Origin of the sequence: Acinetobacter sp. YH12142 (assembly GCF_013418435.1) — a bacterium.
Classification (GTDB): Bacteria; Pseudomonadota; Gammaproteobacteria; order Pseudomonadales; family Moraxellaceae; genus Acinetobacter; species Acinetobacter amyesii.
Map to the genome: position 1 here is coordinate 151195 of NZ_VPCB01000003.1, position 13313 is coordinate 164507.

General features: G+C 40.3%; 12 protein-coding genes and 1 riboswitch. Of the genes, 2 read left to right on the forward strand and 10 right to left on the reverse strand.

The features are described 5' to 3' along the window. Positions 1-3: 3 nt before the first annotated feature. The 3 genes from FTU77_RS04000 to FTU77_RS04010 form a co-directional block, all read right to left on the reverse strand. The gene (locus FTU77_RS04000) at positions 4-666 is read right to left on the reverse strand and encodes an urea amidolyase associated protein UAAP2 (RefSeq protein ID WP_180021788.1); all 663 of its coding nucleotides are present in this window, start codon (positions 664-666) and stop codon (positions 4-6) included. A gap of 11 nt (positions 667-677) precedes the next feature. Continuing rightward, positions 678-1415 (reverse strand): urea amidolyase associated protein UAAP1, encoded by a 738-nt coding sequence (locus FTU77_RS04005; RefSeq protein ID WP_180054794.1) that lies wholly within the window; start codon positions 1413-1415, stop codon positions 678-680. Positions 1416-1444: 29 nt separating this feature from the next. After that, positions 1445-1556, reverse strand: a riboswitch (guanidine-I (ykkC/yxkD leader). A gap of 196 nt (positions 1557-1752) precedes the next feature. Further along, entirely contained in the window at positions 1753-2646 is an 894-nt protein-coding gene (locus FTU77_RS04010) for a LysR substrate-binding domain-containing protein (protein WP_168377518.1), read from the reverse strand. A 190-nt stretch (positions 2647-2836) separates the two neighbouring features. On the opposite strand from FTU77_RS04010, the gene FTU77_RS04015 reads away from it, so the two are divergent. Further along, complete coding sequence (locus tag FTU77_RS04015; RefSeq protein WP_180054796.1) at positions 2837-3541, forward strand: HAD family phosphatase; 705 nt, start codon at positions 2837-2839, stop codon at positions 3539-3541. A gap of 88 nt (positions 3542-3629) precedes the next feature. On the opposite strand, the gene FTU77_RS04020 is transcribed toward FTU77_RS04015, so the two are convergent. The 4 genes from FTU77_RS04020 to FTU77_RS04035 all read right to left on the reverse strand — a co-directional run bounded on the left by FTU77_RS04020 (position 3630) and on the right by FTU77_RS04035 (position 8853). Next, entirely contained in the window at positions 3630-3947 is a 318-nt protein-coding gene (locus FTU77_RS04020) for a hypothetical protein (RefSeq protein ID WP_111884393.1), read from the reverse strand. A 223-nt stretch (positions 3948-4170) separates the two neighbouring features. Beyond that, entirely contained in the window at positions 4171-5670 is a 1500-nt protein-coding gene (locus FTU77_RS04025) for a succinate CoA transferase (protein WP_180054798.1), read from the reverse strand. A gap of 133 nt (positions 5671-5803) precedes the next feature. Next, entirely contained in the window at positions 5804-6973 is a 1170-nt protein-coding gene (locus FTU77_RS04030; RefSeq protein WP_180054801.1) for a thiolase family protein, read from the reverse strand. 101 nt (positions 6974-7074) lie between these two features. Then, positions 7075-8853 carry an acyl-CoA dehydrogenase C-terminal domain-containing protein gene (locus tag FTU77_RS04035; RefSeq protein WP_180041492.1) on the reverse strand — a complete coding sequence of 593 codons (1779 nt, stop codon included), beginning with the start codon at positions 8851-8853 and terminating at the stop codon, positions 7075-7077. A gap of 605 nt (positions 8854-9458) precedes the next feature. Between FTU77_RS04035 and FTU77_RS04040 the strand changes: the two genes are divergently transcribed. Then, positions 9459-10064 (forward strand): TetR/AcrR family transcriptional regulator, encoded by a 606-nt coding sequence (locus tag FTU77_RS04040; protein ID WP_078190941.1) that lies wholly within the window; start codon positions 9459-9461, stop codon positions 10062-10064. Between the two features lie 68 nt (positions 10065-10132). Here the strand turns inward: FTU77_RS04040 and FTU77_RS04045 are convergent, their stop codons facing one another. The 3 genes from FTU77_RS04045 to FTU77_RS04055 all read right to left on the reverse strand — a co-directional run bounded on the left by FTU77_RS04045 (position 10133) and on the right by FTU77_RS04055 (position 13253). Then, complete coding sequence (locus FTU77_RS04045; protein ID WP_180003680.1) at positions 10133-10327, reverse strand: heavy-metal-associated domain-containing protein; 195 nt, start codon at positions 10325-10327, stop codon at positions 10133-10135. A 66-nt stretch (positions 10328-10393) separates the two neighbouring features. Continuing rightward, positions 10394-10813, reverse strand: coding sequence for a Cu(I)-responsive transcriptional regulator (cueR, locus tag FTU77_RS04050; RefSeq protein WP_180054803.1), 420 nt, complete (start codon positions 10811-10813; stop codon positions 10394-10396). Position 10814: 1 nt separating this feature from the next. Beyond that, complete coding sequence (locus FTU77_RS04055) at positions 10815-13253, reverse strand: copper-translocating P-type ATPase (RefSeq protein WP_373685807.1); 2439 nt, start codon at positions 13251-13253, stop codon at positions 10815-10817. Positions 13254-13313 lie beyond the last annotated feature (60 nt).

Sequence of the window (13313 nt, forward strand, 5' to 3'; positions counted from 1 at the left end):
CTATTACTCCTCACCTTCACGGATGATCAGTTGAATTTTTGTTGGGTTATAGGCATTACATGGGTTATTCAGTTGTGGACAATTGGAAATGAGGACAATGAGATCCATTTCAGCTTTAATTTCAACATATTTACCCGGTGCAGAAATACCATCATCAAATTTCAAATGTCCCTCAGCGGTCACAGGCACATTCATAAAGAAGTTAATATTTGGGCCGATATGGCGCACATTTAAGCCATGTTTTTTGGCAATCGGATGTTGCGACAGAGCAATCATGAAATTATTACGGCAACTGTGCATTGGAAATTTGTCATGTGCATAGCGAACAGTGTTGCTTTCACATGAACATGCACCGCCTAAGGTGTCATGACGACCACAGTTATCGTCATGGATGGTGGCAATTTTATTGCCAAAGTTGGTGTATAGAGCTGTGCCTTTTTCTAAATAGATTTGTTGATTAATAGCCAATGTATCGGTTGCGCTATAACGCTCTTCACGGTTTAGGCTTGAAATAAATAAGGTATCGACAGCTTGATTACCTTCGAGGTCAACGATACGAAAATATTGCCCTTTTTTGACTTCGCACATCCATGCTTCACCAGCAGGACATACTTCGCTTAACACTGATTTTTCAAAATTTTGTGTTGGGTTTACTAATGCAGTCATGATCATCCCCCTCAAGCCGTTAAAGCGTAATAGCGTTTATTATTTTGAAAAGCACGTTGATTTTGCGGGCAAGAATCACGGCAAACATCGGTGTCTGCCAAAGGCAACGCCTTAAATAAACTTAGTTGTACATCAGCAGGGTTATATTCTTCTGCTTGAGATAATCCATGTGGTGCACTAGATAAAAAGACCAAACAATCCATTTCAAAGCGCAGTTCAATGACTTGATTTGTATTGTCCGATGCAACATAACTTAAGTTGCCATTGTCATCAGGTTGAACTTTAGAGAATAAATTTAAGGTACTGCTGAGGTCAGTTGCAGATAAGCCAAACTTGGTCATTTCAAGCAATAAGCTATCTTTGCCATTACGGTACATATCATTACGGGCATCTTGGAAAGTTTTTGAACCAAATTGTTGTTCGATTTGTTGTGCGGTGCTTGGCGCACAGAACGCATCATTCCAGCCATGGTCATCTTTAACAATCGAAATCATCGCGCGACCTAAATCCGACGCCAAAATATGACCTGTACTTAAATAAGCCGTGTGCTGCCCCTTAAGACTATCTGGCATGTTGTAGCGTTCAAGCTTATCTTCACTATTTACACAGTACAGTGCCACATTGGCATTTTGCCCTAGCGATTTAAGCTGTAATACTGCCCCACGCTGAATACGCGCTGACCAGTGGTGTCCACCCGGTAAAAGTTCAGTCCATAGTGCTTTATCGTCATGATAATGTATTGTGCTCATTGCAGCCTCTGCCTAATTCTTAACTGTTTACCTCCCGGGCTTTTATCCCTCCGTGCAGCTTTGCTTTGAATTAAAACGAAGCCGTGAACTCTCGGTCGCGGTCATACATGAAGATGTATCGGAACCCTAGATCACTTTATGATGTATGTAGAAATGCAAAGGCTGTGCCAATTTAGTATTACCAATTTATATAAACGTAATACTGCTATTTATTAGACTTTTTTATAGTATTGAGCTATAGCATGACCAAATCGGGTGCAGCCCATGCACAAAATTGCTGCAAAAATTGCAAAAAAAAGCCCAAAATCATTTTTGGGCTTTATGTAATGCATAAAAATTATTTTACCAATATCTCGTGGAACATATGACGTAGCCATTGATGGCTGGTTTTATGATGGCAAGACATATGCCAATATTGCTTCACGCCATAGGTTGGAAATGCAATCGGTGCGTCAAATATTTTTAAGTTGCCGCGCGAAAGCAATACTTCACTCAAGTAATACGGCACAGTAGCAATCGCATCAGTGTCTTGCACGACTAAGCCTACACCTAAATAACTAGGTAAACGCATCAAAATATCACGTTTTAAATCAAGGTTAAGCAGCTCATTTTCAATATGGTAGTGCCCCATCCCTGCATCAATATCAATGTGCGACTCTGATAAATATTGCTCAGTTGTAATGGTGTCACCCTTTAATCGCGGATGATCCTTAGCTGCAATCACCACATAATATTGCTCAAACAGTTTTTGCTGATAAAAGCCGCTTTCCAAATGCGGTAAAAAACCCAGTGCCAAATCAATTTCACCATTCGCCATTTGATAACTGGTTTCAGTGGTAATCGGTCGTACATTTAGACGTATTTGTGGCGCGTGTTTTTTTAGATATTGGCTGATTTTAGGCAATAAAACCAAATGAGAAACATCGGTCATGGCTAGAGTAAATTGTTGATCTGAAATGGCTTGATCAAAATTAATTGTAAAATTATTAATGGCTTCGACTTTACTCAAGGCTTCGCTGACTAAAGGAAATAACTGACGCGACAACTCCGTAGGCACCATTTCATTGCCGATACGTAAAAATAAGGGGTCGTTATAATGCTGTCGTATTTTATTTAAAATATTACTGACTGTAGGCTGACTCATCTGCAAGTGTTCAGCAGCTTGTGACACATTTTTGTACTTATAAACATGAAAAAAAATGCTAAGAAGTTTACAGTCCAATTCAAACACGAAAGATTTAATCCCTAATTAAATATTGCAAGTTATGCTGTGCATCATCTGCTGAATTATACAAAAAGCCAATAACGAAATATTACTTTTATTGCAGATGAAACGCCAGTTTAGCCTGCTCAGTTGCAATCAGCTTTTCAACACTCCAATCCGTCCGCATAATAGACACAGCTCGAATTTGGATATCAACATGCTTCAAGGAAAAAAACTGGTTTGTTTTGATTTAGATGGCACACTTATCGACTCTGTTGGCGTGTGGAATCAGGTCGACGCAGATTTGATTCAACAGTTAACTGGACAAACCATCCAACTGGGTTTAATTCAACGTGAACGTGACATTCAGCTGCAATTATTTAAAAACACACCAGACCCTTACTTAATGTACTGTAACTATCTAAAAGATACTTATAAAATTGAACAACACACGGCTGATCAAATCAAACAGCAACGATATGCCATTTCACAACATTTTTTAGAACATATCATCTTGCTTAAACCACATGCAGCGTTATTTGTTCAACAGCTCATTCAGCAAGGCATTCAGGTGGCAATTACCACCACGACCAGCTTGCAAAATATTTATCGATATCAAAAAAATATCAACATTTATCCAAAGCTGCATTTTGAAAATACTTTTGATCTGATCCTGACCCGTGAAAGTGTCAAAAATATTAAGCCGCATCCTGAAGTCTATTTACAGGCGATTCAACATTTTGCCGTTCAACCTGAAGAATGTTTAATTTTTGAAGATTCGCTCATTGGTGTAGAAGCCGCAAATGCCGCAGGCATTGAAGTCGTTGCCGTGTATGACGCATATTCAGAGCACGAAATTGAGCAAATCAAAAATAAAGCGGATTACTTTATCCATGATTTCTCTTCTGTCTTAAACTACTGACTAGTAATCAATCATTCGCTTTAGAGTTAAAAAAAGCAGCCCAATTTAGAGGCTGCTTTTGATATTTTTGCATCAATAGATAATTGATCTATTTTACTTTTTTATAAATTGATCCAGATCCGACTAAATTTCCAGTTTTTTCGTCAATCGCAAATTCAACAGCACCTGTCCCAGAGTTTACAGCCAGTAACCCAGATTCAGCAACAGACGCAGGTACAGGATTTTTCTTTTCAGATTTACCACTTTGTTTATCTTTTAAAGTATTGGTAATGAAATAGTTTTCACCATTTTTACTAATAATCAACGCATTTTCAAGTTGCGGATCTACTGCGGTATTTTGCCATGTTCCAGCATAATCAGGCGCTGGACTTTGTTTACATGCAGTGAGGAGAACTGCGAACAACATCGCAGAAAATAATTGAATCTTTTTCAAAATACTGACCTTCTTTGTCAATGAATTTTGCATTATAGAAAGCCTTGAAGAGAACTTTAGACCGTTCGTGTTGTGCAAAAGTTTCAAACAAAGTGCTGCTGTTTTTCTTTTGTCATGTTTTGAAACATTTGTAGTCTTTCATAATAAATAAGCCCACTTAATCGTGGGCTTATTTAAATATTTTCAATCTTTAGATTTATACGATTTGACGCATTGAACCTGTTTCTTCAAAAGTGGCATGCCAAGACAAGGCCTCTTTTAAAATATGCGGCGTTTGACCACCACGCTCACATGCACGTTCAAAGTAGCTCAACAATGCTGCGCGATAATCTGGATGCGCACAGATTTCAATGACTTTACGTGCACGCTCACGTGGTGAAAGACCACGTAAATCTGCCAAGCCCTGCTCTGTAACTACGATGTCAACGTCATGGTCAGTATGGTCGGTATGACTCACCATTGGCACGACAGATGAAATCGCACCGCCTTTTGCAATCGACTTGGTTACAAAAATGGCAATGTGCGCATGACGAGTAAAATCTCCTGAACCACCGATACCGTTCATCATTTTGGTACCCGTCACATGGGTCGAATTTACGTTTCCGTAAATATCAAACTCAAGCGCAGTATTAATCGCAATAATGCCTAAACGTCGAATGATTTCAGGGTTATTGGATAGCTCTTGTGGACGTAACACAATTTTGTCTTTGTACTGATCAAAATTGTTCATCACATGCTGTGCACAAGGCTCAGACAGCGTCATTGAACAGCCTGAGGCAAATTTCATTTTTCCAGAATCAATTAGCTGGAAAGTACAGTCTTGTAGTACTTCTGAATACATTTCCAAATCATGAAAATTCGAATGCTCAAAACCGGCAAATACAGCATTGGCAATCGAACCCACACCTGACTGTAGCGGGCCTAAATTTTCAGGCAAACGCCCTGCTGCTACTTCACCTTCAAAGAAATCAATCAGGTGCTGAGCAATCGCTAGGGTTTCAGCATCAGGTTCATCCATTTTAAACTGGGTATCTGGCAGATCATTCAACACAATAGCTGAAATCTTATCGGGGCTGACATTGATCCCAATCGTACCAATACGTTCACCGACCTGAGTCAGTGGAATTGGCCCACGGTTTGGTCGCGCTTTCGGCACATAAATATCATGTACACCTTCGAGCACTGGGTTAATCGTATTATCAATTTCAATAATCACATGATCTGCCATTTCAATGAAATTGGCTGAGTTACCACATGAACCTGTCGGAATAACTTGACCATCTTCTGTAATTGCAGTCGCTGCAATAACGGCCACATTAATGCGCGGTAAATTATGATGACGAATATTATCGGCCATTTCAGACAAGTGTTGGTCAATATACATGACCTCGCCAGCGTTAATGGCTTTACGTAAACCAGGATCTGCCTGATACGGATAACGACGTTCTATCGCATGCGCCGCATTGAGGCGACCATCGATACTATTTCCTAAACTAGCACCCGTTGCCAACGTGATACGAAGAGGATGTGAAACTGCATGATCTGCAAGTGCCAATGGAACCGTCTTTGCCTCACCTGCACCACCAAAACCACTTAAACCAACCACTGAACCATCTTGAATTAACTCAATCGCTTTTTCAGCAGACATTACTTTGTCGCGAAGGGAGAGTAAGCGAATGCGATCTAAACCATTCATAATTAAATCTCAAAAAATAAATATCTCAAAATAAACATCTTTTTTCGCCATCCCAGCGAACTGAGATAGCGTTTGTTATTGCTTATCTAAAAACGTACTTATCTAAAAGCTTACTTATATAAATTGAGGCAAATTAAATCAGTTCAACCGCAATTGCAGTTGCTTCACCGCCACCAATACACAGTGCTGCGACACCTTTTTTACCGCCAGTGCGTTTTAAGGCATGAATCAGCGTCACAATAATACGTGAACCTGATGAACCCAGTGGGTGACCAAGTGAGCAAGCACCACCATGAATGTTCACTTTTGCTTCATCTAAGTTAAATCCATCAATCGCCAGCATCGTAACCATGGCAAATGCTTCATTGACTTCCCATAGATCGACCTCTTGTGCATCCCAACCGGCTTGTGCAAGTACTTTCTCAATAGCACCGACTGGAGCAATCGTGAACTCTGACGGATGCTGTGAATTTGTAGCATAAGCAACGACTTTTGCCAGTGGTGTTAAACCACGTGCTTGGGCCGTTTCTTCTGATGTAACCACCAAAGCAGATGCACCGTCAGAAATTGAGCTGGCATTGGCAGCTGTGATCGTGCCGTCTTTTTTGAATGCAGGACGCAGTGTAGGGATTTTTTCAGGCTTAGCACTTAAAGGCTGTTCATCTGTGTCAACAACGACGTCACCTTTACGGCTTTTAACGGTAACCGGCACGATTTCATTTTTAAAGAAACCACCTTGAATCGCTGCAACGGCTTTATTGAGTGAGTTGATGGCAAAAGCATCTTGCTGTTCACGGGTATAGCCTTTTTTATCTGCCATATCTTGTGCAAGGATGCCCATCGACAAACCTGTCTCAGCATCTTCTAAGCCTTCTTGAAACATGTGGTCTGTGGTTTTACCATGACCCATACGATAGCCTGAACGCGCTTTTTCAAGTAAATATGGCGCATTTGACATCGATTCCATACCACCAGCAACCACAATATTAGCAGAACCGGCTTTAATCGCATCAGCTGCTTGCATCACTGCCTTCATGCCTGAACCACAAATTTTATTAATCGTGGTGGCACCCGTTGTATCTGGTAATCCTGCTTGACGCATCGCTTGGCGTGCAGGACCTTGTTTAAGACCAGCCGGTAATACACAGCCAAAAATAACTTCGTCAATATCTGTAGCTTCTAAACCTGCACGTGCAACAACAGCCTGAATCGCTGCAGCACCTAAGTCTGGGGCTGTACAAGATGAAAGTGAACCCTGAAAACCACCCATCGCTGTACGTACGCCATCTACAATTACAATCATTTCTTATTTCATCCTGTTTTAAATCTTTTAACCCCAAGGAACCATGACTGGTTCCTCAGATTTTCCATCTTAATGTTTTTCACAGTGGTTTCGATGAAACCTTAAGATTGAGCGGTGAAGTATTCTTCAGATAGCTGCATGATAAGTTCAGAACCTGCTTTAATGCGTTGAGCACGGGCAGCAAGGTCAGGTAGAACTTTCTCAACATAGAAATCTGCGAGTACTAGTTTGTTTTGGAAGAAGCTCTCTGGTTTTGCAGCCGCAGCTTTGCTAATACGCGCAAACATATACACAAAGCTGAGTAAACCAACAGCGTGCAGGTAATCGACTGCCACCGAACTGCTAAAGTCTGGGGTGGTCTTAGATTGTTCTACAATGAATTGCGTTAATGCTTCAACTTCGTCAGAAACTTGCAATGCTGCAGATTTAACTTTTGAATCAGCCATGGTTGCAGCAAAGTCACGAATTTCAGCAATGTATTCGGCAATAAATGCACCATTACATTTCGTGGTTTTGCGTCCAATTAAATCAATCGCTTGTACGCCATTTGTGCCTTCGTAAATCTGTGAAATACGTAAGTCACGAATGCATTGCTCCATACCCCATTCACGGATATAGCCATGACCACCAAAGCACATTTGCGCTTCTAAAGTAGCTTGTAGGGCTGTATCTGTTAGGTAGGCTTTTGCAATAGGTGTCAATAAAGCCACGCGGTCATTGGCTTTTTTCACAGCAGCTTCGTCAGTTGAATATTTTGTAATATCCAGTTGCTGGCCAACATACACAGCAAATGCACGAGATGCTTCGTTGTTGGCGCGTACATTCAACAACATACGACGTACATCACCATGTACTAAAATAGAGTCTGCTGGTTTTTCAGGAGATTTCACACCTGTCGCAGAACGACCTTGTAGACGATCAGTCGCATACTGTGCAGCATTTTGGTAAGCAAATTCTGCAGCGCCAATCCCTTGGATACCCATCGATAAACGTTCATAGTTCATCATGACAAACATCGCCGCAAGACCTTCGTTTTCTTTACCAACGATATAACCTTTGGCACCATCAAAGTTCATAACACACGTTGCAGAACCTTTAATACCCATCTTGTGTTCAATTGAACCCGCTGAAACAGCATTACGTTCACCGACTGAGCCATCGGCATTGACATGGAATTTTGGAACGATAAACAATGAAATACCACGTGAACCCGCAGGTGCATTTGGCGTTTTTGCTAACACAAGATGGATGATGTTTTCACACAGATCATGTTCACCACTGGTGATGAAAATTTTCGTGCCTGTAATATTAAATGAACCATCTTCATTCGGCTCTGCTTTGGTTTTAATGATCCCCAAATCAGTCCCTGAATGTGGTTCAGTTAAACACATAGTGCCTGACCATTCACCCGTATAAAATTTTGGAAGATAGGTTTCTTTTTGCTCTTGCGAAGCACGGTCATTAATCGCCATACCTGCACCCACAGTCAGTAGTGGATACAACATAAATGATGGATTGGTACTCCAAATCATTTCGTCAGCAAGTACTGTCAACATTTTCGGCATGTTTTGGCCGCCCCATTCTTCAGAAGCGCCTAAACCCACCCAACCACCTTCAGCGAATTGTTTAAAAGCGTCTTTAAACCCTGTAGGCGTAGTAACAACACCATTACTAAACTGCGCGCCACCTTCTTCATCTGCAGTACGGTTCAAGTCTAGAATAACGTTTTTAGAAAACTTAGCCATTTCTTCTAAAATGGCATTTGCAGTCGCCATATCAATATGAGCTAAGTTTTCATTTGACTGCCAGAACTCATCTGCATTGAATACATCATTTAAGATGAAGTCCATGTCCTTTAACGGCGCATTGTATATTGGCATTGTACTTTCCTTTTCTACAGGCTTTGTCAGCGTCTTTGACAAAGTACTTTTTTAAAGTTGCACGCTCCCGCACAAAATCATCAAATCAATTTTGTGTGGATTTTTTAAAGATCTGTTTTTTCAGATAGATATCTAAAATGGATATAGATAATGTGTTTTTACCGACAAGTGGAAAATAACCACCTGATATTTTGAGCAGCATTATTTTATTACAATTAAATAAATTTATTGAGTTGACTAAATTTATAATTGGTAATTGATTAAAACCAAACATAATAGTACCTATAATCATGTTTAATTTAGGTTGTATTAATAACATAACAACCAAGACCGTTTTGTTAAATGCTGCTTTTGTTGTAAAAGCGAAAAGACAATAAATTAAAAAAAATAAAAATGGAATTTTATTTCAAAAAAATGACCTCAAGGGTTCAGTTTTATTGACATTAATTTTATGCTATGAATTCTATATGTTTTACGCACCCTACTAATGTGTTTATTTTTAAACCAATTTATGTAATATTTGAGACCATAGTGGAATGTAAGATTCACAAGATTTAGCTTAAGCTAGGCTTGTTCACCCTCAAGATGTTTATGGAACAGTTATCATGAGTTCAGTACGCCAACAAAATTTTATCCTTCGCAAGGAAAAAATTTTAGCCATGGCAGAAACCCTGCTATTAGATAATAATCAAGACATCACCTTAAGTGAGTTAGCTTGTGAACTAGATATTGCCAAAGGCACGATTTATAAACATTTTAAAAGTAAAAACCAATTATATTTAGAACTGATTATCTTAAATGAAAAACGATTATTAGAAATTTCAAAAAAATATAATCATGATATTAAAACTTATGTTTCACAATATATGCTTTACAATATGTTGAATTCTAATCGAACTATATTATTACATGTCATTGAAGAACGCTTAACCAATAATGAACGTAAATTAAAAGAGTTATTTGAAGAGCTCTATCGTGTTCGTGAAGAACGTATTATTGAAATTAAGGATATGACCAGTGATTATTTAAAATCACTTGAAAGCGCAATGTCGATACGTGATTATTTATCCTATATTTGGACGGTCACTTATGGTGCATCCCTACTCCTTAATTCGACGCATTATCAAAAATCAATCGGTTCACGTGAACGTTTAATCAAGCTATATATTAATCAGGCGCTGATGACGCCAGATAAAATTTCAGCCGTATAAAATTGATTTATAAATAAAAAAATCCGAACAATTGTTCGGCTTTTTTTATACATTAGACAATATCTAAGTTATGCAATCACAGGTGGGAAACCATCTTCGGTTAAAGCGCTAATCAATTGCTCTGCACTGGCACTGGATTCAACCTCAACTAATTTAGTGGCTACATCAATAGTGACCGTTGCATTTTCATCTAAGTCTTTAATCGTTGCTGTCACGCTACGTGCGCAACCACCACATGTCATATTATCAATACGAAATTTCATGCTGTTCATCCTTCTTTTCTAATAACAACACTATAAACCTTGCCACGATTGTAAGGTCAAGCGGGTTTAAATCTTTGCTGTATGGCAGCACTCAGCCATGCCCGTTTCGATTTGATTTAAAATCGTACAATCGGCTTGATCATTACCGGCACAGCCATCGACGGACTGTTGCAAGATCTCAACCATGGCCTGTAAGTCTGCGATTTTTTGATTTAAGGTCTGGATATGTTTTAACGCCAATGATTTAACTTCAACACTTTGCCGACTTTGATTTTCCCAAAGTCCAAGTAAATCTTTCATTTGTTCAGAAGAAAAACCTAAATCACGTGCATGTCTCAAGAAACTCAAGGTTTTAATATCGGCTTCCGAGTAAATTCGATAGCCTGCATCGGTGCGCTGCGCATTATTTAACAGCCCAATCGATTCATAATAGCGGATCATTTTTGCAGAAATGCCCGATGCTTTCGCTGCTTGTCCAATATTCATCTCAAGACTCCTGAAAAACTGGCCCTTTAAATGCTTTTAAACGTAAGGCATTCGACACAACAAACACCGATGAAAGTGCCATTGCACCTGCTGCGAACATAGGTGAAAGTAGTATGCCAAAGAATGGATATAACACACCTGCAGCGACAGGAATCAATGCTGCATTGTAAATAAATGCCCAAAATAGGTTTTGGCGAATATTATTCATCGTCGCTGTGCTCAGTGCGATTGCTGTCGGCACCATTTGTAAATTACCCGACATAAGCACAACGTCCGCGGCCTCTATCGCCACATCTGTCCCTGTACCAATCGCCATGCCCACATCTGCTTGCGCAAGTGCAGGCGCATCATTAATACCATCGCCAACAAAACATACAACACCATGTTCTTTTTGCAACTGTTGTACAGATTGCACTTTTTGATCTGGCATCACTTCAGCAATCACATGATCAATTTTCAACTGTCGTGCTATGGCAGTGGCAGTGTGTCGGTTGTCGCCTGTAATCATGGCCACTTTCAGCCCTAAATCATGCAAAGCTTGAATGGCTGCGAAGGTTGTGGCTTTGATCGGGTCGGCTACAGCAACAATGGCAGCAAGCTGTTGATCGATCGATACATATAGCGGGGTTTTCCCTTCATTGCCCATGCGTTCTGCCAGTGCTGAAAAGATTTGTGTTTCTAAACCAAGTTTATGCATCAAATGATCTGCACCAATATAAATGCTTTGTCCTTCAACAACCGCCTGAATCCCAGCACCAGTCACGGAATCAAACTGTTCAACTTCTAAAAGTTGCACTTGCATCTCTTTCGCAGCTTGTACAATGGCATAGGCAATCGGATGTTCAGATTTCTGCTCTACAGAGGCCAATAACTGAAATACGCGATCTTTATCAAAAGCTTCAGTGACTTCAAAATCTGTCAGTTTCGGTTTACCTTCCGTCAATGTCCCTGTTTTATCGACTGCAACCACTTGAGTATTTTTGAGTTGTTGTAAGGCTTCACCTTTACGGAACAATACTCCAAGCTCTGCACCTCGCCCTGTACCGACCATGATAGATGTTGGCGTTGCCAAACCCATTGCACATGGACATGCGATGATCAGTACTGCTACAGCATTGACTAAGGCATAGGTTAAACTCGGTTCAGGTCCAACTACATACCAAACTAAAAAGGTGATCAACGCCAACGCCATTACCACCGGTACAAACCATAACGTGACTTTATCCACCAAAGCTTGAATCGGTAATTTTGAACCCTGAGCCTGTTCGACCATATGGATAATTTGTGCCAAAACAGAATCTTGACCTACCGCAGTGGCTTGTATTTTCAATGCCCCATTTTGGTTAATCGTTCCACCGACAACTTGATCACCGGCTTTTTTCTCGACAGGAATTGGCTCGCCACTGATCATGGATTCATCAATATAACTGTTCCCAGACACTACAGCACCATCGACTGGGCAACGTTCACCAGGCCGTATTTCAATCAACATACCTGTTTCAACATCACTAATCGGCAAATCTATATAGCTACTAGATTGCTCAACACGTGCTGTTTTGGGTTGCATGCCGACTAAGTATTGAATAGCTTGCGAGGTTTTACCTTTGGCTTTCGCCTCCATAAAACGACCCAAAAGAATCAACGCCACAATTACTGCGGCTGCTTCAAAGTACACATGAACCGTACCTTGCGGTAATAATTGCGGAGCAAATGTTGCAACACAAGAAAAACTATAAGCAGATAAAGTCCCGACTGCGACCAAAGAATTCATATCTGGGGCAAGTCGCGCAAGTGCTGGTATGCCGTGCTGATAAAAGCGTCTTCCGGGTAGGATTAACACCAAAGTGGTTAATATAAACTGAATATACCAACTATTTTGTGTCCCTAAATTATGTGCAATAAAATGATGAAAAGCTGGAATCATATGTGATCCCATCTCCAAGATAAAAACAGGAACAGCGAGTACCAATGCGATGATTAAATCACGTTTGAGCAACCGAGCTTCATCGGCTTTTTTTTCTGCCATTGTCGGTTGTAGTTGTGTAGCAACGGTCGCACTGTATCCCACTTTTTTAACTGCCGCGATCAATTCCTGTGTTTTTGAAACTGGCGCCTGAACAAAGGCTTTTTCACTGGCTAAATTTACCGTTGCTTTATTGACACCGTCTACAGCGTTTAAGGCTTTTTCAACCCGTGCCACACATGAAGCACAGGTCATTCCATCAATATTTAATTCAATATTGGGCTGTGCAATATGAAAACCTGCTTTTTCTACAGACTTCGCCAATGCAGAATTTTCAACAGATGCCAATGCCGTAATCGTGGCTTTTTCAGTTGCCAAATTCACTTTTGCATCGATGACTTCTGGAACTACCTTTAAGGCTTTTTCAACACGTGCAACACACGATGCGCAAGTCATTCCTTCAATTTCAAGTTCAATCTGCTTTTGTGCAACGCCAAAACCTGCCTTTTCAACGGCCTGAATTACAGCAGAATAATC

Bases quoted from the DNA above. Each gene is read 5' to 3' on its own strand.
- cueR (WP_180054803.1), bottom strand. From the start codon at position 10,813: ATGAATATTGGACAAGCAGCGAAAGCATCGGGCATTTCTGCAAAAATG.
- FTU77_RS04000 (WP_180021788.1), bottom strand. From the start codon at position 666: ATGACTGCATTAGTAAACCCAACACAAAATTTTGAAAAATCAGTGTTA.
- FTU77_RS04030 (WP_180054801.1), bottom strand. From the start codon at position 6,973: ATGATTGTAATTGTAGATGGCGTACGTACAGCGATGGGTGGTTTTCAG.
- FTU77_RS04020 (WP_111884393.1), bottom strand. From the start codon at position 3,947: ATGTTGTTCGCAGTTCTCCTCACTGCATGTAAACAAAGTCCAGCGCCT.
- FTU77_RS04005 (WP_180054794.1), bottom strand. From the start codon at position 1,415: ATGAGCACAATACATTATCATGACGATAAAGCACTATGGACTGAACTT.
- FTU77_RS04035 (WP_180041492.1), bottom strand. From the start codon at position 8,853: ATGCCAATATACAATGCGCCGTTAAAGGACATGGACTTCATCTTAAAT.
- FTU77_RS04025 (WP_180054798.1), bottom strand. From the start codon at position 5,670: ATGAATGGTTTAGATCGCATTCGCTTACTCTCCCTTCGCGACAAAGTA.
- FTU77_RS04040 (WP_078190941.1), top strand. From the start codon at position 9,459: ATGAGTTCAGTACGCCAACAAAATTTTATCCTTCGCAAGGAAAAAATT.
- FTU77_RS04015 (WP_180054796.1), top strand. From the start codon at position 2,837: ATGCTTCAAGGAAAAAAACTGGTTTGTTTTGATTTAGATGGCACACTT.
- FTU77_RS04045 (WP_180003680.1), bottom strand. From the start codon at position 10,327: ATGAAATTTCGTATTGATAATATGACATGTGGTGGTTGCGCACGTAGC.